Source organism: Parvularcula bermudensis HTCC2503 (assembly GCF_000152825.2).
In the GTDB taxonomy this organism is placed as follows: Bacteria; Pseudomonadota; Alphaproteobacteria; order Caulobacterales; family Parvularculaceae; genus Parvularcula; species Parvularcula bermudensis.
The window spans coordinates 638,317-663,185 of sequence record NC_014414.1 but is presented as its reverse complement, the minus strand read 5'-3'; the positions used below and the strand labels follow the sequence as shown (position 1 = coordinate 663,185).

Below are 24,869 nucleotides of genomic sequence, written 5' to 3'. Positions count from 1 at the left end.
CGGCCTTCATGGGGGCGCGCCAAGGGGATTGGCCCCGGAGACAGGCGCGACAACATGGAGACGAAAATCATGGCTCAAGCACTTGGATATGTAACGCAAACCGAAAACGGCGAATACGAAGGCACCCTCGCGATGGGCGTCAACGCCCGCATCAGGATCGCCCGGAACGCGGCGAAAGAGCCGGGCTCAAAACAGCCCGACTTCCGCATCTTCAGCCCGCAATTCGGGGAACTTGGCGGCGGCTGGACCCGCACCGGAAAGACCTCGGGACGTGAATATGTATCGCTGACACTGGCGCATCCGATGATCTCGACGCGCCGGGTTTACGCCAATCTCGGCCCGGCTTCGGGCGGACAGGACGGCGAGTTCGCACTTCTCTGGAATGCCGCCTGAACAGAATTCGGCGCGCGGGTGACATCCCGCGCGTCGATCTCAGCGCGTTTCAATCTCTGGTTTGTAATTTTCAATTAAAATTTTAACGAATCCTAACCGCCATTTGCGATCATGGACGGATAGGAGTTCGAATGAATGAGCAGGCGGATAGCGGCATACAATCGAACCGCGCCGGCGATCCGCCGGCGAGGCACTTGCGACTGCCCTACGCGGCCTGGGCATGGGAGTATCTGAGGCGAAACAGGGACTATGCGCGCGATTATCGATCATCCCTTGCAGGGCGCGCACGACCCATTCCACTCAATACCGGCGCGGTATTGATCCGCAAAAGGCGGCGATGGCGAGACGCCGAGAGATGGGGACTTTTGTGTTTCGCAGACCCGGAACGATCCTGCGATGACGCCAACATTTTCTGGCGGCCGGACCTGCTCGCTGGCGCCTTGCCCATACAACTTATCAGGCTTGGAAACACTGACAGCCATGCCGCCAGCGAACGTCATGACGAGATCGAACTTCGCCGACTTCAAACGCGGCGCGTCATTCTCGACACCGTAGATGGGGCGCGCCACATTGCCTTGTGTGGTCGCCGGTTCTGGGTGCAGCTCGTCTGCGATAGCCCGGCGTCAATCGGCGAGCGCTGCGCCATCGAGGTCAAAATCAATTCGACCCTGCACTATCAGCGCAAGCTTGATACAGCCAGCCAGCTCCTGTCGCTCTATCATTCAGCAGGCGGAAAAATTTCTCTGATCGGTCGCAGCAGGGACTCGACACGTCTCGCACAGGGGCTTATCGCCATCGATATTGTGAATGCAGGCGGGTCGCATCGCGATGTCGCCGAAGCGATTTACGGCGCTGACAAAGTGGCAGAACGCTGGGGCGGGCCGTCCCACTACTATGAAGATTGGGCAAGACGTCTTGTCGCCCGCGCCCGCTTCATGGTTAATGAAGGCTATCTGGGCCTTCTCAGCAAAAAGACCCTTTAACGCAGATTGAAGATCCTCGCAGCGAAAACGCAACGTCGCGAATTCGCCGCTTCAGCCCCCCTCAAAATCCGTCATGATTTCCTCTAGGAGCCGAGAATTCGATCGGCCCCGACACTGTTGTTGCGTAGTGGGGACATCATGGAACACGCGAAAAAACCGCCTGTCGAAAGTCCGTATTTCACCGCCGCCGAGGCGGCCGCTTATCTCAGGCTTGAAGAGTCAACCCTCAACGCCATGCGCTGGCGAAAGGAAGGACCGAACTGGCGTAAGCATGGCGGCAAGGTCGTTTATCATAGAGACGCGCTCGACAGATGGTCGCGCCTGCGCGATTCCGATCCGGCCGTGCGAAACGCATCCAACGGCGACATGAGCGGTGACGATGCGCGATCCTGAAGAGGGTCGCCTCACCGTCGTCATCCTTCAGTATCGCAAGAACAGGCTCAATCATCGGCTCGTATTCGGGACGGCGCGCTTCGTTGTGCGCCGGGGATGGCGGCGAAGACTCGCAGCGTTCGCGCCGGACGCGACCTTCGGTTATGAGCGCTGGCAGGCCGGAGAACACGGCACGCGGGACTGGCGATTGTTCGTGTGCCGCACGTCATCGCAGGGGTCGCTGACGAAGATTCCGGGCGTGCTGCCGGGGGCCGTCCTGCTGCTCGAAGCGCGCGGAAAAACGAAAGTGAAGCGCGCCTTCGTCGCCCTCGACGCGCTCAGGCGGGAGGGCGAAAGCCTTGAAGACCTGGCGCCGCATCGCTGGCGCGCGCTGTACAACGCGCTCCAAACACGCCCATCCACATTGAGCGACGGGAGAAATCCATCATGGCCGCGCGTCTGATTGCAGGAACCGCCGCAGCTATCGTGTGCGCCGCCGCAGTGGTGCAAATTGCGGCGCCGCCGAACCCGCTTGTGCTCTATAATCCAAGCGAAAGCGCACCGGTCGGATGGTACAGGATCGACGCTGACGGAACCGTCAAACGCGGCGCGATGGTCGCTGCATATGCGCCGGATGAGGCGCGCCTGCTCGCCCATGAACGGGGTTATCTGCCGTCCCATATTCCGCTCATCAAGACTGTCTGGGCGGTGGCGGGAGAAGAAATCTGTTCCGAAGGAGGCGTCATCCGCGCCCCGAACCGTCCTGATATATACGCTCTGGCGCAGGACGGTTCGGGGCGGGAGATGCCGGTCTGGACAGGCTGTATTATCCTTCGTTCAGACGAGATTTTTCTCGTCTCTGCCGATGTGCAGACCTCTTTTGACAGCCGGTATTTCGGACCGGTCCCGGTCAAAAACGTGCTCGGCACGGTCGATTTCGTTGGTCCGGAACCGGATCGATCGGGTGCGCCCGGCGCGCAAACCGGCCGGGCGCGGGACGAACGTCAGTGAGGGGCGCGGAAGGCAAGATAAAAGACAGGGGCGCCCCCTGGGCGCTTATCCCTTGTCTGCACATCATTTTTGGGAGTGATATTATTCGTGTGGGGAGCACCCCCGATTGCGGGGTTGCTCCCGTCATGACTGACGTATTCGGGGGTGATCTCCGGAAATCGACTGATGGGACGTGGGCGTCATGACGGGCGACGGCGACAGGTTCGAGGTGCGCCTCCGCCGCATGCGGTCGCCGTCAGGCGCACGCAAGGTCGAGGGCTTCTTCCGCAAGGTCTCGAAGGGCGCCCGAAAACTCGGGCGCGGCGGCGGACGCGGGCGCTCGCAACGCAGCGCTGCGCGCACACAGTTTTATCGGCGCGTTCTGGTCAAGGTGCGTGTCATTCGCATGGACCCGAAAGGCCGCCTCGCGCAGAAGCTTCACCTCAACTATGTCGAGCGCGACGGAACCGGCCCGGACGGCGAGCCCTCGCGCCTCTATGACCGGCATGGCCCGGACGCCGACAAACAGGCGTTCCTGGAGCGCGGGGCGGAGGACCGCCACCAGTTCCGGATCATTCTGTCTCCGGAGGATGCGGGCGAGCTTTCCAGCCTCACCGAGTTCACACGGGATCTGACATCGCAGATGGAGCGCGATCTTGGGACCAGGCTCGACTGGGTCGCGGTCGATCACTACGACACCGGCCAACCTCACACGCATCTCATCGTCTCGGGCAAACGCGACGACGGGCACGATCTCGTCATCCCCCGCGATTACATTTCGCGTGGCCTGCGCGAACGCGCGCAGGCGCTTGTCGAGCTTGAACTCGGACCCGTTCCGGAAACCGACGGCCGCGCGCGCATGGCCCGCATGGTCGGACAGGCGCGTTTCACCGAAATCGACCGGGCCCTGTTCCGGCGCGCACGCGAGAGTGTCGTCGATCTGTCCGAGCCGCATCGTCCCGGCGACGGATGGCGCCGACAGATTGAGCGCATGCGTCTTGGGAAATTGCAGGGGATGGCCCTCGCCGAACCGTTGGGAAAGGGACGCTGGCGATTGGTGGACCATGCCGAAACGGATCTGCGACGTATGGGCGAGCGCGGCGACATCATCAAGGCCATGCACCGGGCCATGCGGGACAAAGGCGTCGCGCGCACGCTCGATGCTGGCGCGATTTTCGATCCCGCATCCGAGGGGGCGCGGCCTGTCACGGGCGTCATTCTCGACAAGGGCGTCGCCGACGACGTCAACGACCGCGCCTTCATCGTCGTTGACGGGCATCGGGGCCGGCCTGTCCATGTCGTCGTCGGCGGCGAGGATCGGCTTGCCTCTCTTGAGACAGGTCGCATCGTTACCGTCGCACCGCCGAACCGGGACCCGCGCCGGGCCGATCATGTCATCGCCGAGATCGCCGCCGCCAATGAGGGACGCTATTCCAGCGCGCTCCACATGGCGCACGATAAGAGCGCCCGGCCAGAATTCGTGGCCGCCCATATCAGGCGGCTCGAAGCGCTCCGGCGTGCGGGTCATGCAACACGCGCATCGGATGGAAGCTGGCGCGTGCCCGAAGACTATCTGGACCGCGCAGGCGATTATGAGAAAGCCGCAGCGTTAAGGCGTCCCGTCGAGATCAGAGTCCATTCCTCTTTGCGGCTGGCGCAGATGCAGTCGGCGATGGGCGCGACCTGGCTCGATGAGCATTTGCGGGACTTCGATGACGCTGGCGCCGTTCACGGCTTCGCTGGCGAGGTCGAGGCGGCGCGGATCGCGCGGCGGCAATTTCTGATGCAGCAGGGTCTCATCAATCGTGAGCATGGCCGCCTTCCTCAGTCGGTGCTCGACAGGCTCGAAGCTCATGACCTAAAGGACGCCGGCGACGCTCTCGCCGAAACGCTTGGCAAACCCTATGCCCCGGCGCCGGCGGCCGGGCGCGTCAGAGGGATCTACACGCAGGCGATCGAGCGGCCGAGCGGCAGGTACGCCGTCATCGAACGGACGCGCGATTTCACGCTCGTTCCTTGGCGGGACGTGATGGACCGAAATCTCGGCAAGTCGGTGAGCGGCCTCATCCGGGACGGCGGAATCAGTTGGACGCTGACGCGCGGAAGGGGGATTGGATGATTGAGCGAGGGCGCCTTGTAGCCATCTATGGCTACGTCTGGCTACCGGCCTCGATAAAGTCGGTGTCAGGTCGCGCGCGCACCCACACTTCCAGCAGCGGATCGTTCAAGCTCCACCGGTCTTCAAGCTTTTCCGCAACGCCAAGGCGCGATAGCCGGCGGACGGCACTAAGCACTTTGCTTCTTGTCGGCGCATCTTCCCCAGTCATCCGCGCCAACTTGGTCGTAGATGCATCGGCATAGATCTGGTCCACGTGGTCTGCCAGAAGGCGCATGGTCGCTCGCTGCAATGGTTTGAGATCGTTCCATGTGTCCGCAAAACCAAACTGCTCGCCAAAGCCGTCGAGGACATGCGTCAAAGCCGTTTTCGGCGTTAGCGATGCATGCGCCATCATTGCGATGAGCCACTGCTGGAAGAATAACGGATTCCGTTCGACCTTGTCGAAAACCCGAAGCGCCTCCGTCCGTTCGATCGCTCGCTTCGCCTTTGATTTGTATACCTTGAGCTGATGATCGACGAACGCTTCATCTAAGGTCGGCAGCGTCATTTGGGTGGCGTACCGATAGAATGGCGCATCCTTGGCGCTGAACACTTTTCTTAACCCGTCCTGTGACGACCCGGTAAAGATCGAAACCAGTCCCTTTTGGCGGATATCGAGACTTGTCCGCAGCGCTGCGATGATCGGAGCCGAAATTTCGGTGCGCGCCAACTCCTGGAATTCATCAAACAGGAGAAAGGTTGGCCGCTTGTCATTGGCCAGTCGCTCGCAATACTGGTCAAGCAACAACAGGTGATTGTCTTGCGGCTTTCCTCGCAAGGCCCCGACATCGATTTCAATTTCTGCGCCAGAACCCGGCGGTTTGAGTTTCAGTTTCGGCGCCAAGTCACGTGCCGCCGCCGCGAGACGGTCTGTGAGCTTCCCGCCGCGCAACGTCGTATCGAAGGCGTAGAGCAAGCTTGCAAGAGGTGCGTCGAGCGTTTGCCACATGCTGGCGTAGACGACGCGGTGCTTTTTGCCATGCGCAAGAGGCGCAAGGTCATCTTCGAGAAATTCTGTTTTCCCGGTGCGCCTCGGACCAAAAATGCTTATCGCAGAGGCGGGGCTATCGATCAGCAAATCATAGATCTGCTGAGCGAATGCCTCCCGCGGGTAGTGCCATTCAGATTTTGGCATGCGAATCCTCCTGTAGCCACTTATAGCCATGAATGGCTACACATGGCTACAGGGAGGAGTCGTGTTGGGCTGTGAGCCTAGAGGGTGAGCGTGCGCCAGTCCGGCAAAAGATGAAATTTGTCAGGTTGGTGAGTTTAGCGGCAAGCGCCCTAAACTCACTATAAGAGGCGATCCAACCGTCAGAAAGCGCTGTACAGGATGGCAAGCACAAAGACATCGTGCAACCATTCCGACCGCACAAAGCAAATCGCCAGTTGTCGGCTTGCCCGCTTTAACTGAAAGCTCGAAAACCTCAAATTTCCCTAGCCATTCCGAATGGTGGCCGAAGGAGTAGCGCGCCAGCTAGAAATTTTCGAACCATAGGCCGCGCAACGTTGAACAAAACCGAATTTCCCTCTCAACAGCCTGATTCTATGAAAATTTCTATACTCTTTCCGGAGTAGACGAGTCCTTGCTCCAAGCGCGAAGCTGTCCTCATCAGATTTCATGAGGACGTTACGTGTCACCGCAATCAATACTCATTGGACAGATTATTATCGTGCTCGCCACGATTGTTTGCGGTGTCTGGCTGTCAACGCAATGGGTCGCTGCGCAGTTTTCCTATGACGCCTATCTCGGACCGGCGTGGTTCTATGTTGGCGAGACCCCCGTCTACTATCCGTGGCGCCTCTTTGAATGGTGGTACGCCTTCGACGCTTACGCGCCCGGCGTATTCGCCAGAGGCGGCGCCATTGCAGCCGGCAGCGGATTTCTCGGTGCGTTCGTCGCCGCCATAGGCTCGGTCTGGCGCGGAAGGCAGGCCAAGAATCTCACGACATACGGATCGTCACGCTGGGCCGCCCGCAAGGACTTGCAGACATCCGGCATGCTCAAGCCTTCCGGCGTATTTCTTGGACGCTTTAATGACGACTATCTCCGTCATGACGGTCCTGAACATGTCATGGCGTTCGCCCCGACGCGATCCGGCAAGGGCGTCGGGCTTGTCGTTCCAACCCTACTGAGTTGGACTCAAAGCGCCGTCATTCACGACATCAAGGGTGAGAACTGGCAACTCACGTCAGGGTGGCGATCGAAGTTTTCTCATTGCCTTCTGTTCGATCCGACCAACGCCGGCAGCGCCAAATACAACCCGCTACTGGAGGTCCGCAAAGGCGCGAACGAGGTTCGCGACGTCCAGAACATTGCGGACATTCTGGTCGATCCTGAAGGCGCCCTGGAGCGGCGCACCCATTGGGAGAAGACCGGCCACGCTCTGTTGGTCGGCGCCATCCTGCATGTTCTCTACGCCGAGAAAGAAAAGACGCTCGCGCAGGTCGCGCGCTTTCTGTCCGATCCCGACCGCCCCTTCGAGAAGACCCTCTGGGTCATGATGTCCACGAACCATTTGGGCGACGATGGAGAAGCGCGGCCGCATCCCGTGGTCGCGCAAGCCGCCCGCGAGCTTCTGAATAAGTCAGAGAATGAGCGGTCCGGCGTTCTGTCCACGGCAATGAGCTTCTTAGGTCTCTATCGCGACCCAACCGTGGCGGAGGTGACATCTGCTTGCGACTGGCGCATCGCGGACCTGATCGATGCGCAAAAGCCGGTCTCGCTTTACCTCGTTGTTCCGCCTTCAGACATTTCACGCACCAAGCCGCTCGTCCGGCTCATTCTCAACCAGATCGGCCGCCGGTTGACCGAGAAACTGGACGGCCAGATCGATGGCGATCGCCGGCGACAAGTCTTGTTGATGCTCGACGAGTTTCCTGCGCTCGGCCGGCTCGACTTCTTCGAGAGCGCCTTGGCCTTCATGGCGGGTTACGGCTTGCGCGCATTTCTGATCGCCCAGTCTCTCAATCAAATCGAAAAAGCCTATGGGCCGAACAACTCGATCCTCGACAATTGCCATGTCCGTGTCGCCTTCGCGACCAATGACGAGCGCACGGCGAAGAGAATATCCGACGCCCTCGGCACCAAGACCGAGATGCGCGCCATGCGCAACTATGCCGGACACCGTCTGGCGCCCTGGCTCGCCCATGTCATGGTTTCGCGGCAGGAGACGGCGCGCCAGCTCTTGACCCCCGGCGAAGTGATGCAGCTTCCTGCCGATGACGAGGTCGTGCTTGTTTCCGGCCTGCCGCCAATCCGCGCAAAGAAACTCAGGTATTTCGAGGACGCCAATTTCACTGGCCGCGTAGGTTCTCCGGCGTCGACCAGCGATCGCGGAACGCCTTATGCGGACCGGCCGCCATCTCGCACAGAAGACTGGGGAACCCGGCGCCGCGCGGTCGATGAACGCCTCGTCCGGTCCTCATTCGGGAACGGTCATGATGCGGATGATGGCGGCAAGGACCTCAAGCCGGAAATCGACGCGCCTGCGCAACCGGACATCGACGCCGCCGAACAGGATCGCAGCGATACGCCTGTCAGCGATAGCGATGAGGTTGCGATCAAACGCGCGGCGGACCTCGCCCGTGCGACCGACACCGCGCGCCGTGCTTACGGCGTCGACAAGGGAACCCCCAAGATTGACCTGATGGATTTTTGAACGATGCCCTCCACCAAACCCCGCATCTGGTCCTATATCGACCCCATCAATCACGCGCGATTGAAGGCGCTGGCGAAACGCCCGGGATCGAATGAATCCCAGATCGTCAACGACGCCCTCACCGCGTTTTTCATGGGCGAACACGAAGTCAAACGGGACGCCGCGCTGATCCGGCGTCTGGACCGCATGACCCGGCAGGCCGAAAGCCTCAATCGCAGTCAGGTCATAACCGCCGAAGCCTTCGCACTGTTCGTTCGCTATTTCCTGACCGTCATTCCCCCCGTGCCGGATGCAGACAAGCGCGCAGCCCAGGCGCAAGGCGCTGCGCGCTTCGAGCGCTTCATTGAGAGCCTGCAAACCGTCCTCGCGGACGGCGAAACCGTCATCTTCGCCGCGCTCCAGGATGTCATGTCCGACGAGAGCGCCTTCTTCACCAAGGACGAATTGATGCGCCTGCACGATCCGGCGCCGGAGCGGGAGCATGCCGATACCTGACGCGCGCTCCCAAACCTACCTTCGAACCGAGACCATGCTGAAAACCGCCATGGGACCGGCTGTCGTCGAGGCGCTGGATGATCCCGCCATTGTTGAAGTGATGGTCAATCCCGATGGCAAGATCTGGATCGACGCCCATGGCGACGGCCGCATGGAGACCGGGACCGTCATGCCCGCTGCGGAAGCCGAACGGGTCATTCGCGTCGTCGGCAGTCATATTGGTCAGGAAGTGGACAGGCTCCACCCCATTGTCAGCGCCGAGCTGCCGGGCGGGGGAGAACGCTTTGAGGGCGTCATCCCGCCAGTGACCACGGCGCCGTGCTTTTCCATTCGGAAGCCCGCCGCCCGCGTCTTCACGCTCGACGATTATGTCGAGACTGGCGTGACAAGTGCAGAAGACGCCGACGCGCTCAGGGCCGCCGTCCGAGACGCCATGAACATCCTGATTGTCGGCGGCACAGGGTCGGGCAAAACCACCCTCGCAAACGCCTTGCTTGCAGAGGTCGCATTGAGCGGCGATCGCGTGGTGATCCTCGAAGACACGCGCGAGCTGCAATGCGAGGCCAGGGACAAGGTCAATCTGCGGACTCAGGCCGGCGCTGTCGCCATGGCCGATCTCGTTCGCTCGACGCTTCGGCTGCGACCCGACCGGATTATCGTCGGCGAAGTTCGCGGCGGCGAAGCCCTCGACATGCTCAAAGCCTGGAACACGGGCCATCCGGGTGGAATCGCCACCATTCACGCCAACTCCGCTGGCGGCGGTCTCCAACGGCTTGAACAGCTTGTGTCGGAAGTGACGGCGCAGACTCCGCACGCCCTGATCGCCGAAGCCATCGATCTCATCGTGTTCATCGCAGGGCGCGGACCGGAACGCCGGATACGGACAATCAGCCGGGTGCTTGGCCGCGAGGCCGGCGACTACCGCCTGGAGCCATTTTCCTCACCCGTCAGCCAAATCGTCAAACTGAAAGGAAGCTCATCATGACCCTGACGAAACACACCTGCCGCGCGCTCGCAATTACGTTCGGTCTCATCGTCCTTGTTGGTCCCGCCCATGCGGCCGGGTCCGGCATGCCCTGGGAAGCGCCCCTCGATTCCATCCTCCAGTCGATCGAGGGGCCGGTGGCCAAGATCGTCGGCACGCTCGCCATCATCATCACCGGCCTGACGCTGGCCTTCGGCGATACGGGCGGCGGCTTCCGCAAACTCATCCAGATCGTGTTCGGGCTCTCCATCGCGTTCACAGCGACGAGCTTCTTCCTGTCCTTCTTCTCGTTCGGCGGCGGCGCGACGATCTGATGACCGAAGGTTTCGCCATACCCGTGCACCGCTCCTTGACCGAGCCGATCCTGATGGGCGGCGCGCCCCGCAACGCCGCCATCCTCAACGGCACGATCGCGGCCGCGCTGGGCCTGGGGCTTCAGGTATGGGGCACCGGCATCCTCTACTGGATCATCGCACATGGCGCCTGCGTCTTCATGGCGAAACGGGACCCGAAATTCATGGACGTGGTTCTGCGCCACATCCGCCATGAGGGGTATCTCGCATGATGAATCTCAAAGAATATCGGCAGTCAAATAAGAGGCTTGCAGACTTTCTGCCCTGGGCCTGTCTGATTGCGCCTGGCGTCGTCCTGAACAAGGATGGGAGCTTCCAGCGCTCAGCGATGTTTCGCGGGCCGGATCTGGAGAGCGCGACAGCGGCGAGCCTCGTTTCTGTCTGTTCACGCATCAACAACGCCTTGAAGCGTTTCGGTTCCGGTTGGGCGCTCTACTTCGAAGCGGCTCGCGAAGCGGCGACGGACTATCCGGAAAGCCAGTGGCGCGATCCAGTGGGCTGGTTGATCGACGAGGAGCGCAGGGGACGCTTCACCGAAGCCGGCGCTCTGTTCGAAAGCCGCTACACGCTGACCTTTGCCTTTCTGCCGCCTGCCGACAGCGTCAATCGCATCGAGGATGCGTTTGTTGAAAAACCGGCGGAAGAAGCCGGGCTCGCCGCTTTCGATCATCTCGCCCGGTTCATCGCTGAAACCGACCGCAGTCTCGATCTTATCGCCTCTGTGGTGCCCGAAGCGCGTTTTCTGACAGACGACGAGACGCTGACTTACCTCCAGTCGAGCCTATCTTCCAAACGCCATCCGGTTTGCGCTCCTGAAACGCCCGCCTATCTCGATGCAATTTTGGGAGGCGTCGATCTTGTTGGCGGCTTGGAACCGATGCTCGGCGGCGACCATCTGCGCGTCCTCTCCCTGCAGGGCTTCCCGAACGCAACCGAGCCGGGCCTTTTCGACGATCTGAATCGCCTCGGCTTTCCGTATCGCTGGATGACCCGTTTCCTGCCGATGGACAAATCGGAGGCGACAAAGGTTCTCGGCCGATACCGGCGTCAGTGGTTCGCCAAACGAAAATCTCTTTCGGCCATCATCAAAGAGGTCATGACGAATGAAGCTTCTGCACTCGTCGATCCGGATGCGGACAATAAGGCGGCAGACGCCGATGCGGCGCTTCAGGCGCTCGGAGAGGATCATGTCAGCTATGGCTATGTGACGACATCGGTCGCGGTCATGGATGAGGACGCGGCCTCCGCCGACGAGATGATCCGTGAGGTGGAGCGGATCATCAACGGACGGGGTTTCGTTGCGATGAACGAAACGGTCAACGCCGTCGACGCATGGCTCGGCGGCTTGCCCGGTCACGCCTACGCGAATGTGCGTCAGCCGATCATCCACACGCTTAATCTCGTTCATATGATGCCGCTTTCGGCCGTATGGGCAGGCCCTGTCGAGAATGCTCATTTGAACGGCCCGCCGCTTCTCTACGCAACCGCGAACTCGAACACCCCATTCCGGCTCGTGCCCCACCAGAACGATGTCGGACACATGCTGGTTGTCGGTCCGACGGGCGCCGGCAAGTCGGTGCTGCTCGCGTTGATTGCAGCTCAGTTCCGGCGCTACGCCGGGGCTCAAGTCTTCTTGTTTGACAAAGGCGGATCGGCCCGCGCCATCACCGCCGGCATGGGAGGCGAACATTACGCGCTCGGTGAAGACAGGGGGCTTTGTTTTCAGCCGCTCGCCCGTATCGATGCAGATGCAGAGCGGTCTTGGGCGCTCGAATGGATCTCCGGCCTTCTCGCCCATGAAGGCGTCGCCATCGATCCCGATGTCAAAGACGCCGTCTGGACGGCGCTGACCTCGTTGAGCGCGGCGCCGAAAGCAGAGCGGACGATGACCGGCCTGTCGGTGCTTCTGCAATCCAACCGGCTCAAACAGGCGCTTGCGCCATACACGCTCGCGGGCGCCCATGGCGCCTTGCTCGACGCCGATGACGAAACACTCGGGCAAAACGATTGGCAATGCTTCGAGATGGAGGAGCTGATGCACCGGCCCTCGCTCGTGCCGCCTGTGCTGACCTACCTCTTTCATCGGCTGGAGGCACGCTTCGACGGCAGGCCGACCTTGCTCATTCTGGATGAAGCCTGGGTGTTTCTCGACAACCCGCTCTTCTCCGAGCGCATTCGCGAATGGCTCAAAGTGCTCCGGAAACGGAATGTCTCGGTCATTTTCGCAACGCAGTCCTTATCGGACATCTCCGGCAGCACCATCGCGCCTGCGATTATCGAGAGCTGCCCCTCGCGCATCTTCCTGCCGAATGACCGTGCGCTCGAACCCCAGCAGCAGGACACCTATCGCGCGTTCGGATTGAACGACCGTCAGATCGAAATCATCGCGGGGGCGAGTCCGCGGCAGGACTATTATTTCCAGTCGCGCTCGGGAAACCGTCTGTTCGATCTCGATCTTGGACCCGTCAGTCTCGCCTTCTGCGCCGCGTCATCCAAAGCGGATCACAAGCTAATTGATGACGTTGAGGGCGCACACCCGAAAGAATTCGCCGTCCACTGGCTGCACGCCCGCGACCTGGCCTGGGCGGCTGACCTCATAACCGCCACCCCCGCAACACAAGGAGATGTTCCATGCGCCGCAGAATAATTGCCGCTCTCTTACTGGCGGCCGCGCCAATGACCATTGCGCCACCCGCCCACGCTATTTTCGGGATCGGAGACATCGTGATCGATCCCTCCAATCTCGCTCAGAACATCCTAACAGCAGCGAACACGCTGGAGCAGATCAACAATCAGGTGAAGCAGCTTCAGAACGAGGCTGACATGCTCATCAACCAGGCGACCAATCTCGTTCGTACCGGATACAATCCGCAGGTGGAGATAAATCGGCTCCTCAACGAGATTTCGGTTCTGATGGACCGGGCGCGATCGATCTCCTACGTCGTCAGCGAAACCGACCGGCTCTTTCAGGAAAACTTCCCCGAAGACTATTCCACATGGTCGCGCACACAGATGGCGACCGCTGCGGAAATGCAATGGGTGTCCGCCCGTTCGGCGTTTAACGACACGCTCCTGGTTCAGTCCCAGATCGTTCAAACGCTTAAGGCGGACACGTCATCCCTCGACGCAATGCTGGCGGAAACGGCGATGGCTGAAGGTAATCTTTCGGTTTCGCAGACCGGTAATCAGATCGCCGCGCTCGGCGTCAAACAGACCATGCAGATGCAGGAAATGATGGCAGCGCAATATCGCGCCGACGCGCTGGCGCGCGCCCGCGATCTTCAGATCGAGCGAGAGGGCCGCGAAAAGCTCGCCCGTTTTGTTGGGGGAGCCAGCGCCTACACGCGCTGACAGGGGAAAGCGATGGAAGACCTCGGCATCATCGATCGGTTTCTGGCGACCTTTTCGACCTATATCGATTCAGGTTTCGGGTTGCTTGGTCCCGACGTCGCCTATCTGACGGCGTTCCTGATCGGCATCGATGTCGTCCTCGCCGGGGTCTTCTGGGCGATGGGGCCGGAAAACAACATCATCGGAACCTTCGTCAAGAAGGTTCTCTATGTCGGCTTCTTCGCCCTCATCCTCAACAATTTCGCCTTTCTCGCCAATGTCATCTTCGAGAGCTTCGCGCAGCTCGGTCTGAATGCGTCCGGCTCGACCATCACGGCCGCCGATCTGCTGCGCCCCGGTTTCGTCGCCGATACCGGCTTCACCGCCGGGCACCCCTTGCTTGAAGAGATCGGCGATCTGACAGGCCCGGTCGGTTTCTTCGTCAACTTCGTCACCATCGCCATTCTGTTTCTCGCCTGGCTCATCACGCTCTTCGCGTTCTTCTTTCTGGCGATCCAGCTTTTCGTCACGGTGATCGAGTTCAAGCTGACGACGCTTGCTGGCTTCGTCCTCATTCCCTTTGCACTTTGGAACAAGACCTCGTTCCTGGCTGAGCGCGTTCTCGGGAATGTCATCTCATCCGGCATCAAACTCATGGTGCTGGCGGTGATTGTCGGCATCGGCTCCACTCTCTTCGGATCTGTCACGGCGGAAATCACGCCCGGAGACGTGACCCTGGAAGACGCCGCCACCGTCATTCTGGCGTCGCTCGCCCTCGTCGCGCTTGGAATCTTCGGTCCTGGCATCGCCGCCGGCCTTGTTTCCGGCGCCCCGCAACTCGGCGCCGGCGCCGTCGTCGGAACCGCCGCAGGCGTTGGAGCGGGCGCTATCGCCGGAGGCGCGCTCGCGGGCGGCGCATTGCGCGCAGGCGCAGCAGCAACAGGCGGCGCCATCAAAGCGGGCGCATCTCTTAGCGGCGGCGCCGCGACTTCCTTTTCCCTCGGCAAGGCCGCTTCCGGCGCAAACGGATGGCGTGCAACCGCCGCCGGCGTCGGCGCGATGGCGGAGGCTGGCGCGAGGAGTTTCGCAAGCGGCGCTCGCTCGGCAGCGTCGCGGGCCGTTGCGCCTGTGAAGCGGAGCTTCGAAAGCGGAGGCCGCACAGCTTTCAGCGCCACAGGCGGAACGCTGGGTGACGTCGCCGCCGCCCCGGCCGCCACGGGCGGAGCGCCGAATTGGGCGAGGCAGGTTCAACGTCAGCAATTGCAGAGAGACGCAAGCCTCGCAGCCGCATCGGCCTTGCGTGACGGCGCCAATAACGGTTCTGGGGGCGGGTCGGGCGACGGTCCGCGTCTCAAACAGGATGAGGACTGATCGATGTTCTGGAAAAGACAACAGCAAAAATATGGAACCACGCCGGAAGCCGTCACGCCTTACCAGCGCGCCGCACAGGTCTGGGACGACCGGATCGGATCGGCGCGCGTGCAGGCGGAAAACTGGCGCCTGACCGCGCTTGTCGCTTTGGCGCTCGCCTTCGTCATGTCAGCCGCATTCATCTGGCGGTCCACGCAAAGCATCATCACGCCATATGTCGTCGAACTCGAAACAGACGGCCGCGTCCGCACCGTTCAATCGGCAGTCGCCGACTATAAGCCGACCGACGCTCAGATCGCGTACCAACTTGCGGAATTTGTCAAACAGGTCCGGTCGGTGTCGATCGACCCAATCGTTGTGCGCGAGAACTGGTTGAAAGCCTACGCCTTCACGACCGATCAGGCGGCGCTCACCCTGAATGATTACGCCCGCGAGAACGATCCATTCGCCGAGGTCGGCAAACGCTCAGTGTCTGTCGAAATCCAAAGCATCGTGCGGTCTTCTCAAGACAGTTTCGATCTGCGCTGGCGCGAAACGACATTTCGGTCGGGCGTTCAGGTGTCATCGGCGACTTATACCGGCGTTCTCGCTATCGTCTTCGATCCGCCTCGTGACGAAGAAACCCTTCATCGCAATCCGCTCGGGCTCTACGTCCACGGCATCAACTGGTCAAAAGATCTCGCTCAAGGAGGCCATCAATGATCCGCACTCTCGTAATAATCGGCGCGCTCGTCTCATTGGGCGCCTGCGCTTCCACCAATCCCCACGACAACTTCGTTCTCGATGACGCCGAGTTCATGGAGGCTGTCTATCTGGCGGACGATCCGAACGGGGAACCCCTCATCATCGAGAGGATCGAGCCGCTCGCGATGGCCGGACAACTTAAACCGCTGACGGAATCGCCAATAGCGGCGGTCCCGGAGTTGAAACCCTATGAAGCCATCGACGAGGCGAACCGGAGCGCCGCCGTTGAACCCGACGCGACAAGCTTCATCAACGCCATCCAGATTTATCCCTATACGATTGGCGCGCTCTATCAGGTCTACACTGCCCCGGAGCAGGTGACAGACATAGCGCTCCAACCCGGCGAGGAGCTGATGTCGGTTTCCGCCGGCGACACCGTGCGCTGGGTCCTGGGCGATACGGTCTCAGGCTCTGGCGACGCCAGTCAGACGCACATTCTGGTGAAGCCAATCGCCTCCGGTCTCAAGACCAACCTCATCATCACGACCTCCAAACGAACCTACCACATCGAAATGACGTCCTACCGCGAAACCTATATGGCGGCGGTGTCCTGGCGTTATCCGCATGAAGAACTGGTCACGGCGCGCGGCGACGCCGCCCGCCGGCAGGCGCAGGGGCGCACTGTCATTGATCGCGGCCTCAGCCTTGATCGCATCAATTTCCGTTATGAGATCAAAGGTGACGAACCCCACTGGCGTCCATTGCGCGCTTTCGATGACGGCCGGAAAGTCTATATTCAGTTTCCGTCCCGTCTCGATCAGGGCGAAGCGCCGCCGCTCTTCGTCGTCGGGCGCAATGGCGACAGCCAACTCGTCAATTACAGGATCAATGGCGCCTACTACATAGTCGACCGCCTGTTTGCGGTCGCCGAACTGCGCCTCGGTGAAGACGATCAGGAGGTGGTTCGGATCGAACGCACCGCCGCTCCCAGAAATTGGATGGCGGGTCTATGAGCGCGGTTGAACAAGACGACAGCCTGGCGATCCGCGCCAAGCCCCGGCCGGTCAAGCGCTTTAACAAGCGTGTGCTGATCGGGGTGTCGTCGGTCGCCGCCCTCCTGATCCTTGGCGCCGCCGCCATGGCGTTGCGCACGCCGAATCGCGCGCAAGAGGCGCACACGGAACTCTACAATACGCGGCACAAACCCATGCCCGACGCCTTTGCGTCCTTGCCTGAAAGTTATGGCGACATGCCGTCAAGGCTTGGCCCACCGCTGCCGGGTGATCTTGGCGCCGCCATGATCGGCGCGCCGCGGATCGAAGACGCGCCGGAAAACCCCTTCAGATACCAACCGGCGCGCGTGGCGAGCACGGGACCAGCAAGCGGGAGCCCCAGCGCCGCAGATGACGCGCGGACGTCTGACCTCTTCTTCATCAACAACAGCGCACAGGGCGAACGGGTTTTGGCCGCAAGCGACGGCGGCGCGCCCACAAGGCTGGACCAGCTTGCGTCCGTCATCAGTCCGGGCGTCGAGGACAGGACAGCTTCGACGGGATTCGCCGACGCGCCCGATCCGAATTTCCAGCAGCGCAAGGAAGGCTTTCTCGGCGCCGAGGCCGATGACGGGATCTACAACCCGCATCGCCTGCAAGCGCCGATCTCGCCCTATCAGGTCATGGCCGGAACGATCATTCCCGCTAGCCTGGTGACGGGGCTCAACTCCGATCTTCCCGGTCAGGTCATCGCGCAGGTCACGGAGAATGTTTACGACACGCCGACGGGCGCACACCTGCTCATCCCCCAAGGCTCGCGACTGATAGGCCGGTATGACAGCGTCATCGCCTATGGCCAGTCACGCGCGCTCGTCGTCTGGTCGCGCATCATCATGCCGGACGGCTCTTCCATCGTGATCGACAATCTGCCGGGCGTCGACATGGCGGGTTACGCCGGCCTCGAAGACCGGGTCGACTATCACACATGGCGCCTATTCCAGGCCGCCATCCTGTCATCGGTTCTTTCCGTCAGTGCCGAACTCGGCCGCGACAGCAATGACGACGAAATTCTCGAAGCCCTCCGCGACGGCGGCCAGCGCACGATCAATCAGGCGGGCCTGCAAATCATCACCAAGCAATTGAACGTCCAACCAACAATCACGGTGCGGCCCGGCTACCGGCTGCGCGTGATCGTCAACAAAGACATCGTATTGAAGCCCTACGGAGATTGAACGTATGAGCGCCACCACTCTCAAGATCGGACCCTTGCCCGACACGACGCCCGTCAAGCTGACCATTGCCGTCGATCCTGACGTCAACGCGGATCTGGAGCTGTACGCGCAGATTTACGAAGAGACGTACAAGGAAAAAGCATCCGTGGCGGCGCTGATACCGTCCATGCTCGAAGCGTTCCTTGCGAGCGACAGTGGTTTCAAGAAAGCCCGCAAGGCGCGCGGCCCTCATCCCAACTCATCAAAGTAGCAGAGGAGTACACACTCATGGCGACCATCGGTCAGTTTCGTCTCACCCACGAAGGATATGAAGGCACCATCTCGACCTTGAGCATGGCGCGCAAGGTTCGCATCGTTCCGAACGGCAACAAGAAGAATGAAAACTCCCCGGACTTCTTTGTGAAGACCGGACAATGCGACCTCGGCTTTGCGCATCGGAAGATGTCCGAAGGCCAGAGCCCGCGCCCCTATCTAAAAGTCTTTCTGGACGATCCAAGCTTTGTCGAACCGATCTGGGCGGCCCTGTTCGAGCAGGACGGCAAGGCGGATCTCGTCTGGTCGCGTCCGCGACCGACAGCGAGTTAGTCAATCGAGACGGCCAATCATGCCTTCGCGTCGCACCATATCTGAAGAGGAGATCGAAGACGGCCTGAATGTCGTCGCACGATTGATCGACAGATATGGAGACGTCTATTGGCCAGTCTTCGAGCGGCTGGAAAGGGAATTGGAACAACGCAGGTCGAGATCCGCTCGTGTAAAGTCTCGGTTGAATCGCGAACAATATCAGATCCAAAATGTCGATATACTGTCTCAGTGATTGCGCGTATTCAGGTGCCTCTATTTTTTGCTGGGAGTATTAAATCAAAGTGTCCATGAATTTCTATGAGAGACTAAACGCCATCAAAAAACGAAATAAACTATTCATCCAGACGGCAAGAGAATTCCGTTAAATCTTCATGCGTGGGGTGTCGGAAATAGAGGCGTGAGACAATGACCGTAAAGATGCAGACGCGGGGAGACGCGATCATCCAGGACGCTGAGGCAGTCTTGAAAGGCGTGAAGGCTTTGGCGCAGGAGACGTTCACACGATCTGACCTATCGGGGCTCATCGAGCCTTTTACGTCCCGGATCGAGTATTTCCTGAAAGCTGTCGTTTTTCCGGGCGCGAGCCGGAGAACGACCCTGAACACGCTCATCGACGATCTCGCGCCCCTTGGCGCGCAATCGACGACACTGGAGGCCCTTCATCATCTGCGCGAGCTTTACAACACGTCCAAACATGATCCGGACACGGAGCTGAAATGGCGTCGATGCATGGAAACGCTTTCAGGCGCTGTCGCCGCGTTGCAAGACATTGCCGGGCTCGGCCTTGCAACGGTGGATGCGATATTCGAGCAGGACCTCAGTTCGGTGGTCTATGTCGGCTTCTGGGATCACTATACGGGCGGTGAAACGGAATTCGGGCTCTTCTTGCCCAGCGATCACTGGCTTGGCACATCGCCGATCAGCACTTTTCATTTGCCGATGTCGGCCTGGGACCAGGTGAAGCCGCTGCTCGTCGGCCACCCACGCTACGAGTCCGGAGAAACAGCCTTGGGCGATGACCTCTGGAAGTCGTTTTCAGAAGAAGGCGATTTTTTGAATGCGGGGGTCTGGGAGGGAGATGTCCGTGAGCTGTTGATGCTGCTCTCGCCTTTTAACGACGAAGCGCAGGAAAAGGCGGTCATTCCCTTCCTGGCGCGCCGGAACGATCTTCTCTCGGTTGGCGTCGCCATAGTGTCCGCCGCTGTCGACGTGGCCCGGGCCGATCCGGGCCTTGCTGGTCAGACGCTTCGACGGCGCGTCGCGGAACGGGCGAAGAAGGAATACGCCGCCGAGGTGGCGACGTCGCTCGGACGGGCGGTGCTGGATTCGGTGAGCGATCTTTTGGAACGCGTTCCCGCCGGACAGCGCGCCGCCCTCGCCGGCCCCGCCTTTCGGAAGGCGGAGACGAAAACTGCGCCGCCTCGCGACATACCGCTGCGTTTGGACGGCACGACATTCATCTGGATGATCGCCTGACGCGCGTCCGCGTTGGCGTCATTACAGACAAAATGAAGTTTTTTCAGCGACCCCCACGGTCAGATCCGACCAGGGGTTATACATGCTCGTTTATCTGACTACCCGGAGTGCTGCGTGAATGGTCCTACTTTAGTGGACATTCCCGACCTGGGCGCCCTTGTCGTTGCTGACCAGGCCCCGATGTCATATTTGACTACGGCATCAATCTTGAAACTCCGCAAATTCAAGCGAATATGGGCTTCAACAGCGAACTTGGAGTAATCGACAATGAGTATGAAGACAAGCTCTGCGGCGGACGCAGAAAATGACAATGAAGGGGACGGCAAAGTCGTCCAGCTTCGCCCGGCGAAAGCCTCGAAAGCATCGGAACGCAAATGGGGCAAGCCGGTCATGGATCTCGGCTTCTGCATCGTGCCGTCCCTGCTATTGCGGGCGCAGAACCGTCTCGGACTGAACCCGACCCAGCTCGCGGTTCTCATGCAGCTCTGCGATTTCTGGTGGGATGACGCGCGTAAGCCTTATCCAAGTAAAGAGACGCTTTCGGAACGACTCGGGCTATCAAAGCGGCAATTGCAGCGTTACATCGCGGATCTCGAACAGGCCGGTTTGGTGACGCGGATTGAGCGGCATCATGCAGGGCACGGCGGCAAGCTGAGCAATATTTACGATCTCTCCGGTCTGGTGGCGAAGCTGAAAAAGCTCGAACCGGAATTTCGTGAAGCCGACGAGAAAGCGAGGGAAACCCGGAAGGCCGTGCGCCGCCGGGCGCATCGCCGCGCGGCCGGGATCAAGAAAACGGCATGATGGGAAAAAGAGGACCTAAAAAAGCTTCGCCCCGGGCGCATGCGAAGCAGAGGCGGGTCCGGGGCTTACGGTAACAATATGTCGAAAGACGAAGGAGAAGTCAAGATCGACCAGTGGGATGGGCCAACGCTCGACGCCATCGAGACCGCGCTCTCAACTGACCGATTCGCGAAATATGTAGACGCCTGCGGCGGGAACCGCAAGGCGGCCTTCCGTCTTTACGGCTGGAATACCGCAATCAGCGCGGCCTTTTACGGTCCGTTGCAGACCCTCGAAGTGACCCTTCGCAACGCCCTGAACGCCTCGCTGTCGGCCCGGTATGGCGCGACCTGGTATGATGCGGCCGGTCCGGGTCTCGACGCCCATGCGCTAAAGAAAATCGACGAATCGAAGCGCGGCCTGGCGAAAGAAGGTCATCCTATCGACGCCCCGCATATGGTGGCGAATCTGTCCTTCGGCTTTTGGGTGTCGCTGCTTGGCGCTGGCGGTCGCCGGCAGTCGCCGGCGCCGAAGGCGAATTACGAAATGACCCTCTGGCGGCCGGCACTGCGGCGCGCCTTTCCCGGCGCGCCCAAACTGAACCGCAAGGCGGCGCACAGTCCATTCGAGCATATGCGTCTGCTGCGGAACCGGATCGCCCATCATGAGCCCGTTCACGCCCGGCGCCTCGACAAGGACTATGAGAGTATTCTGAAGGTTCTGGAGTGGATGTCGCCCGAAGCGCGCGCTTGGGTCGAGGCGTCATCGAGAATTCCTGACCTGCTCGCACAATTCAAAGACTCGGAGCATGTCAAATTCTGAGATGAACGATCAAAGTCCAACTAGTGCCGATGCGGATCTGACCCTCGATTTGCCATCCTTCCTCCGGCTGTTTCAGCGCCGGGGACGGTCGATCATGTGGCTTTTGGGCGCGGGCGCTTCGCGCGCCGCCGGCATCAAGACCGGCTGGGACATGATCTGGGACTTCAAGCGCTCGATCTACCGATCTCAGAAAGGGGTGCGCGACTCGGCGCTGCCGGACAATACCGATATACGCGCGCGGCGTCTCATTCAGCGTTATTTCGATGAGACGGGCGACTATCCGCTCTCCGACGATCCTACAGAATATGCGGCGTATTTCGAGGCGGCATATCATGCGGAAAACGACCGACGCCGTTATATCGAGGAGGCCGTCTCGTCGGCGCGGCCGACGCATGGCCACAGAGTGCTTGTCGCGCTTATGGATAAAAATCTTTGCGACATCGTCTGGACCACGAATTTCGACCGGCTCGTCGAAGACGCTGCCGCCGCAAAGTTTGAGACGACCGGCCGATTGACCGACGGCGACCTCAACAATCCATCGACCGTCGTTGAGGCGATTTCGGAAAGCCGGTGGCCGGTTTACGGAAAGCTGCATGGCGATTTTCAGAGCCGGAGTCTGAAGAACACGGCTTCGGAACTTCAGTCTCAGGATGAAACGCTGCGCCGGGCGCTAGTCGACGCGTGCCGGACGCGCGGCCTCGCGATCGTGGGTTATAGCGGCCGCGACGGTTCGGTCATGGAGGCGCTGACCCACGCTATCGATGAAGGCGGTCTGTCCCAGGGCCTTTACTGGTTTCATCGCGGCGATGGAGAGGTTTTTCCGGCGGTGAGCGATTTGATCCGGAAAGCGCGAGCGAAGGGTATAGACGCCCATCTCGTCGAGGCTCAGGGTTTCGATGAAGCGATGTCGGAGATCGCGACCTTCCTCCCGGAGCTGGACGGAGTCGCCGCCAATTTCCGTACGGAACGCGCGGGTCGTCGTGCGGCGATCCAAACCGGAAAGCGCGGTAAGAAATTTCCTGTCATTCGCACCAATGGGTTTCCGGTGACGGCCTATCCCCAGATCGCCCGCCTGATCGGGTGCGAGATCGGCAACGCGAAGGAAGTACGCGAAGTTCTGGAGACGTCAGGACACAAGGGCGTTGCAACACGCATCCGCGACGGCGTCATCGCTTTTGGCGACGATGATGATCTGCGCGCCGCCTATTCAGACAACGACATCAAGGAGTGGAATACGCATCCGATCCTGGACAGCCGTCTCGTCCGGGAATCGGGCGAACGTCGACTGCTGCGCGATGCGCTCTTTACGGCGATCTCGACCGCGTCCCGACTTGAGCTAAAATATCGACGCGGCGAAACGCTCGTGCTTGCTGAACCGAGCGTAACGCCCGCCGGTCGCTTCCGGGGATTGGGAAATCCGAACGTCGTCAAAGGCGTTGTCGCCGGGACCAGGATCGACTGGATCGAGGTTTGCGGCCTTCGGCTCGATTATCGGGACGATCGTCTCTGGCTGCTGCTCAATCCGCGAACGCACCTCGTTTGGAACGATGAGGCGAGCCCGGAAGACAAGAACAAGGCGAAGGACTTTGTACGCGAACGCATGGCGCGACGGTACAATTCGCAGTCGAATGATCTCCTTGAAAGCTGGCGAACGATCCTTCTGGGCGCCGATAAAGGGGAGGTCGCGCTGACTGCGGGACCGTTCACAAAGGGGATCGGCGCCAGCTTCACCATCAACACCGTCAGCGGTTTCAGCGGGAGGAGCCAATGAGCGACAAGCGGCCCTTCGGCCTGACAGCGCATGAACGGTTGCGCGAGCCGCTTCTGCGATTCGGCTCGACGGCCGACAATGACGTGGACGTGCATCCGCTGCGCGGCCTCCTGCGCTATGGCCCCTATAGCCGCAACTGGATCGCGGGCGTTCCGGATCAGATCCGGATCGCCATGATCGGTCAGCAGGGCATGATCGGAAAGATGCGGGGCCTTGTCAGCGAGCTGGAGGCGACCCTCCGCCCGCGCGACGCTGCCGCCTACCGGCCTGACTATCAGGGCATGTCGAAGACGTTCGGCGTCAGGCCCGTCGGAGCCGGGTCGGCGAGTGAAATCATCTTGCCGGACACGCTAACCGATGACGTCCGGCGCGCCAGAAAGCCGTATGTTGTGCTTGCCGAAGCCTTGCAGCGCGCCATCACGCAGTTGAAGGCGACGCGGAATGATTTCGACGTGGTGTTCATCGGCATCGATGCGGCCTGGGAGCCGGCCTTCGTGGAGCGTGATGAGGAAGACTTCGATCTACACGATTATCTCAAAGCCGTGGGCGCCAGCATGGGCGTCAGCGTGCAGCTTATTCGGAGCGACAAGGCGCTCGATTATCATTGCCGCGCCAGCGTCATGTGGCGGCTCTCGATCGCTCTCTACACCAAGGCGGGGGGCGTTCCCTGGGTGCTTGAGGACATCCACCCGCAGACAGCCTTTATTGGCATCGATTACGCCATGCGTCGGGTGCAGGACGATGGTCCCCGCTTCGCGATCTGCTGTGCGCAGGTGTTCGACGCAGAAGGCTCAGGACTGGAATTCATCGCCTACAAAGCGGACGGCGTCAGCGTCTACGGGGATAATCCTTATCTCAATCACGCGCAGATGCTGAAGATCATCGCCCGCAGCCTCACCATCTATCAGAGGAAGCATTATGGCGATCTGCCCAAACGGGTCGTGATCCACAAGAACACGCCCTTTCGGGATGAAGAAGTCGATGGATGCCTCAACGCCCTTTCATCGGTGGACGCTGTCGAGCTGATCCAGGTGCAACAGGACACGGGATGGCGCGGCTATCGCGTCGACGCCGCCCAGAAAGTGGCGGGCTATCCAGTCGAACGCGGGAGCCTGATGCCGATAGGCGCTCATGAAGCGCTCCTGTGGAGTCGCGGCGACCTCCCTGATGTGGCGCTGCGCGGCGCGCACTATTTCAAGGAAGGGAAAGGCACGCCCGAACCGCTCCTCATCACTCGGCACGCGGGGCGTGGCGATTTCGGCGATGTGTGCAGCGATACGCTCGGTTTGACCAAGATGGATTGGAACAATGACGGCCCCTATGACGGCATGCCGGTCACGCTGAACTATGCGGGAAGGCTCGCCCAGATCGTCAAACGGATGCCGGATCTGCAGCCGCACCCTTATCCGGTGCGCTTGTTTATGTAGACGAG

General features: G+C 60.6%; 25 protein-coding genes. 24 read left to right on the top strand and 1 reads right to left on the bottom strand.

What is annotated here, in order from left to right; all coding sequences use genetic code 11:
• Positions 1 to 54 precede the first annotated feature (54 nt).
• From PB2503_RS03190 to PB2503_RS03165, 6 genes are all read left to right on the top strand, one after another.
• Entirely contained in the window at positions 55 to 393 is a 339-nt protein-coding gene (locus PB2503_RS03190) for a DUF736 domain-containing protein (protein ID WP_013299779.1), read from the top strand.
• A 131-nt stretch (positions 394 to 524) separates the two neighbouring features.
• Entirely contained in the window at positions 525 to 1,376 is an 852-nt protein-coding gene (locus PB2503_RS03185) for a DNA -binding domain-containing protein (protein ID WP_013299778.1), read from the top strand.
• Positions 1,377 to 1,514: 138 nt separating this feature from the next.
• Positions 1,515 to 1,769, top strand: a complete 255-nt coding sequence (locus tag PB2503_RS03180) for a helix-turn-helix domain-containing protein (protein WP_013299777.1) — start codon at positions 1,515 to 1,517, stop codon at positions 1,767 to 1,769.
• Positions 1,756 to 2,211: a DUF2840 domain-containing protein gene (locus PB2503_RS03175; protein ID WP_013299776.1), complete on the top strand. Its 456-nt coding sequence runs from the start codon at positions 1,756 to 1,758 to the stop codon at positions 2,209 to 2,211. Before PB2503_RS03180 ends, PB2503_RS03175 begins: the two co-directional genes overlap by 14 nt.
• Entirely contained in the window at positions 2,196 to 2,759 is a 564-nt protein-coding gene (locus PB2503_RS03170) for a S26 family signal peptidase (RefSeq protein WP_013299775.1), read from the top strand. The genes PB2503_RS03175 and PB2503_RS03170 overlap by 16 nt, the downstream gene beginning before the upstream one ends.
• A gap of 181 nt (positions 2,760 to 2,940) precedes the next feature.
• Positions 2,941 to 4,857 carry a DUF3363 domain-containing protein gene (locus PB2503_RS03165; protein WP_013299774.1) on the top strand — a complete coding sequence of 639 codons (1,917 nt, stop codon included), beginning with the start codon at positions 2,941 to 2,943 and terminating at the stop codon, positions 4,855 to 4,857.
• Positions 4,858 to 4,888: 31 nt separating this feature from the next.
• Here the strand turns inward: PB2503_RS03165 and PB2503_RS03160 are convergent, their stop codons facing one another.
• Complete coding sequence (locus PB2503_RS03160; protein ID WP_202944404.1) at positions 4,889 to 5,974, bottom strand: ATP-binding protein; 1,086 nt, start codon at positions 5,972 to 5,974, stop codon at positions 4,889 to 4,891.
• Between the two features lie 556 nt (positions 5,975 to 6,530).
• Between PB2503_RS03160 and PB2503_RS03155 the strand changes: the two genes are divergently transcribed.
• The 18 genes from PB2503_RS03155 to PB2503_RS03065 all read left to right on the top strand — a co-directional run bounded on the left by PB2503_RS03155 (position 6,531) and on the right by PB2503_RS03065 (position 24,864).
• A complete protein-coding gene (locus PB2503_RS03155; RefSeq protein ID WP_041534869.1) occupies positions 6,531 to 8,558 on the top strand; it encodes a conjugal transfer protein TraG in 2,028 nt (675 codons plus the stop codon).
• A gap of 3 nt (positions 8,559 to 8,561) precedes the next feature.
• On the top strand, positions 8,562 to 9,053 hold the full coding sequence (locus tag PB2503_RS03150) for a hypothetical protein (protein ID WP_013299771.1): 492 nt from the start codon (positions 8,562 to 8,564) through the stop codon (positions 9,051 to 9,053).
• Complete coding sequence (trbB, locus tag PB2503_RS03145; protein WP_013299770.1) at positions 9,040 to 10,038, top strand: P-type conjugative transfer ATPase TrbB; 999 nt, start codon at positions 9,040 to 9,042, stop codon at positions 10,036 to 10,038. Before PB2503_RS03150 ends, trbB begins: the two co-directional genes overlap by 14 nt.
• Positions 10,035 to 10,352, top strand: coding sequence for a TrbC/VirB2 family type IV secretion system protein (locus tag PB2503_RS03140; RefSeq protein ID WP_013299769.1), 318 nt, complete (start codon positions 10,035 to 10,037; stop codon positions 10,350 to 10,352). Before trbB ends, PB2503_RS03140 begins: the two co-directional genes overlap by 4 nt.
• Positions 10,352 to 10,603: a VirB3 family type IV secretion system protein gene (locus PB2503_RS03135; protein WP_013299768.1), complete on the top strand. Its 252-nt coding sequence runs from the start codon at positions 10,352 to 10,354 to the stop codon at positions 10,601 to 10,603. The genes PB2503_RS03140 and PB2503_RS03135 overlap by 1 nt, the downstream gene beginning before the upstream one ends.
• Positions 10,600 to 13,038, top strand: a complete 2,439-nt coding sequence (trbE, locus tag PB2503_RS03130) for a conjugal transfer protein TrbE (protein ID WP_013299767.1) — start codon at positions 10,600 to 10,602, stop codon at positions 13,036 to 13,038. The genes PB2503_RS03135 and trbE overlap by 4 nt, the downstream gene beginning before the upstream one ends.
• A complete protein-coding gene (trbJ, locus tag PB2503_RS03125; protein ID WP_013299766.1) occupies positions 13,023 to 13,742 on the top strand; it encodes a P-type conjugative transfer protein TrbJ in 720 nt (239 codons plus the stop codon). The genes trbE and trbJ overlap by 16 nt, the downstream gene beginning before the upstream one ends.
• 12 nt (positions 13,743 to 13,754) lie before the next feature.
• Entirely contained in the window at positions 13,755 to 15,092 is a 1,338-nt protein-coding gene (trbL, locus tag PB2503_RS03120) for a P-type conjugative transfer protein TrbL (RefSeq protein WP_013299765.1), read from the top strand.
• Positions 15,093 to 15,095: 3 nt separating this feature from the next.
• Complete coding sequence (trbF, locus tag PB2503_RS03115; protein ID WP_013299764.1) at positions 15,096 to 15,794, top strand: conjugal transfer protein TrbF; 699 nt, start codon at positions 15,096 to 15,098, stop codon at positions 15,792 to 15,794.
• Entirely contained in the window at positions 15,791 to 16,789 is a 999-nt protein-coding gene (trbG, locus tag PB2503_RS03110; RefSeq protein WP_013299763.1) for a P-type conjugative transfer protein TrbG, read from the top strand. The genes trbF and trbG overlap by 4 nt, the downstream gene beginning before the upstream one ends.
• Positions 16,786 to 18,000 (top strand): TraB/TrbI/VirB10 family type IV secretion system protein, encoded by a 1,215-nt coding sequence (locus PB2503_RS03105; protein WP_013299762.1) that lies wholly within the window; start codon positions 16,786 to 16,788, stop codon positions 17,998 to 18,000. The genes trbG and PB2503_RS03105 overlap by 4 nt, the downstream gene beginning before the upstream one ends.
• Before the next feature lie 4 nt (positions 18,001 to 18,004).
• Positions 18,005 to 18,250, top strand: a complete 246-nt coding sequence (locus PB2503_RS03100; RefSeq protein WP_013299761.1) for a DUF2274 domain-containing protein — start codon at positions 18,005 to 18,007, stop codon at positions 18,248 to 18,250.
• A 17-nt stretch (positions 18,251 to 18,267) separates the two neighbouring features.
• Positions 18,268 to 18,585: a DUF736 domain-containing protein gene (locus PB2503_RS03095; protein ID WP_013299760.1), complete on the top strand. Its 318-nt coding sequence runs from the start codon at positions 18,268 to 18,270 to the stop codon at positions 18,583 to 18,585.
• A gap of 405 nt (positions 18,586 to 18,990) precedes the next feature.
• Positions 18,991 to 20,061: a hypothetical protein gene (locus PB2503_RS03085; protein WP_013299758.1), complete on the top strand. Its 1,071-nt coding sequence runs from the start codon at positions 18,991 to 18,993 to the stop codon at positions 20,059 to 20,061.
• 267 nt (positions 20,062 to 20,328) lie between these two features.
• Positions 20,329 to 20,865, top strand: coding sequence for a helix-turn-helix domain-containing protein (locus PB2503_RS03080; protein ID WP_013299757.1), 537 nt, complete (start codon positions 20,329 to 20,331; stop codon positions 20,863 to 20,865).
• A 78-nt stretch (positions 20,866 to 20,943) separates the two neighbouring features.
• Positions 20,944 to 21,666, top strand: coding sequence for an Abi family protein (locus PB2503_RS03075; RefSeq protein WP_013299756.1), 723 nt, complete (start codon positions 20,944 to 20,946; stop codon positions 21,664 to 21,666).
• Positions 21,653 to 23,437, top strand: a complete 1,785-nt coding sequence (locus tag PB2503_RS03070; protein ID WP_013299755.1) for an SIR2 family NAD-dependent protein deacylase — start codon at positions 21,653 to 21,655, stop codon at positions 23,435 to 23,437. The genes PB2503_RS03075 and PB2503_RS03070 overlap by 14 nt, the downstream gene beginning before the upstream one ends.
• On the top strand, positions 23,434 to 24,864 hold the full coding sequence (locus PB2503_RS03065; protein WP_013299754.1) for an argonaute/piwi family protein: 1,431 nt from the start codon (positions 23,434 to 23,436) through the stop codon (positions 24,862 to 24,864). The genes PB2503_RS03070 and PB2503_RS03065 overlap by 4 nt, the downstream gene beginning before the upstream one ends.
• Positions 24,865 to 24,869 lie beyond the last annotated feature (5 nt).

Coding starts and splice junctions, on each gene's coding strand:
- PB2503_RS03190 (WP_013299779.1), top strand. CDS start 55: ATGGAGACGAAAATCATGGCTCAAGCACTTGGATATGTAACGCAAACC.
- PB2503_RS03185 (WP_013299778.1), top strand. CDS start 525: ATGAATGAGCAGGCGGATAGCGGCATACAATCGAACCGCGCCGGCGAT.
- PB2503_RS03180 (WP_013299777.1), top strand. CDS start 1,515: ATGGAACACGCGAAAAAACCGCCTGTCGAAAGTCCGTATTTCACCGCC.
- PB2503_RS03175 (WP_013299776.1), top strand. CDS start 1,756: ATGCGCGATCCTGAAGAGGGTCGCCTCACCGTCGTCATCCTTCAGTAT.
- PB2503_RS03170 (WP_013299775.1), top strand. CDS start 2,196: ATGGCCGCGCGTCTGATTGCAGGAACCGCCGCAGCTATCGTGTGCGCC.
- PB2503_RS03165 (WP_013299774.1), top strand. CDS start 2,941: ATGACGGGCGACGGCGACAGGTTCGAGGTGCGCCTCCGCCGCATGCGG.
- PB2503_RS03150 (WP_013299771.1), top strand. CDS start 8,562: ATGCCCTCCACCAAACCCCGCATCTGGTCCTATATCGACCCCATCAAT.
- trbB (WP_013299770.1), top strand. CDS start 9,040: ATGCCGATACCTGACGCGCGCTCCCAAACCTACCTTCGAACCGAGACC.
- PB2503_RS03140 (WP_013299769.1), top strand. CDS start 10,035: ATGACCCTGACGAAACACACCTGCCGCGCGCTCGCAATTACGTTCGGT.
- PB2503_RS03135 (WP_013299768.1), top strand. CDS start 10,352: ATGACCGAAGGTTTCGCCATACCCGTGCACCGCTCCTTGACCGAGCCG.
- trbE (WP_013299767.1), top strand. CDS start 10,600: ATGATGAATCTCAAAGAATATCGGCAGTCAAATAAGAGGCTTGCAGAC.
- trbJ (WP_013299766.1), top strand. CDS start 13,023: ATGCGCCGCAGAATAATTGCCGCTCTCTTACTGGCGGCCGCGCCAATG.
- trbL (WP_013299765.1), top strand. CDS start 13,755: ATGGAAGACCTCGGCATCATCGATCGGTTTCTGGCGACCTTTTCGACC.
- trbF (WP_013299764.1), top strand. CDS start 15,096: ATGTTCTGGAAAAGACAACAGCAAAAATATGGAACCACGCCGGAAGCC.
- trbG (WP_013299763.1), top strand. CDS start 15,791: ATGATCCGCACTCTCGTAATAATCGGCGCGCTCGTCTCATTGGGCGCC.
- PB2503_RS03105 (WP_013299762.1), top strand. CDS start 16,786: ATGAGCGCGGTTGAACAAGACGACAGCCTGGCGATCCGCGCCAAGCCC.
- PB2503_RS03100 (WP_013299761.1), top strand. CDS start 18,005: ATGAGCGCCACCACTCTCAAGATCGGACCCTTGCCCGACACGACGCCC.
- PB2503_RS03095 (WP_013299760.1), top strand. CDS start 18,268: ATGGCGACCATCGGTCAGTTTCGTCTCACCCACGAAGGATATGAAGGC.
- PB2503_RS03085 (WP_013299758.1), top strand. CDS start 18,991: ATGACCGTAAAGATGCAGACGCGGGGAGACGCGATCATCCAGGACGCT.
- PB2503_RS03080 (WP_013299757.1), top strand. CDS start 20,329: ATGAGTATGAAGACAAGCTCTGCGGCGGACGCAGAAAATGACAATGAA.
- PB2503_RS03075 (WP_013299756.1), top strand. CDS start 20,944: ATGTCGAAAGACGAAGGAGAAGTCAAGATCGACCAGTGGGATGGGCCA.
- PB2503_RS03070 (WP_013299755.1), top strand. CDS start 21,653: ATGTCAAATTCTGAGATGAACGATCAAAGTCCAACTAGTGCCGATGCG.
- PB2503_RS03065 (WP_013299754.1), top strand. CDS start 23,434: ATGAGCGACAAGCGGCCCTTCGGCCTGACAGCGCATGAACGGTTGCGC.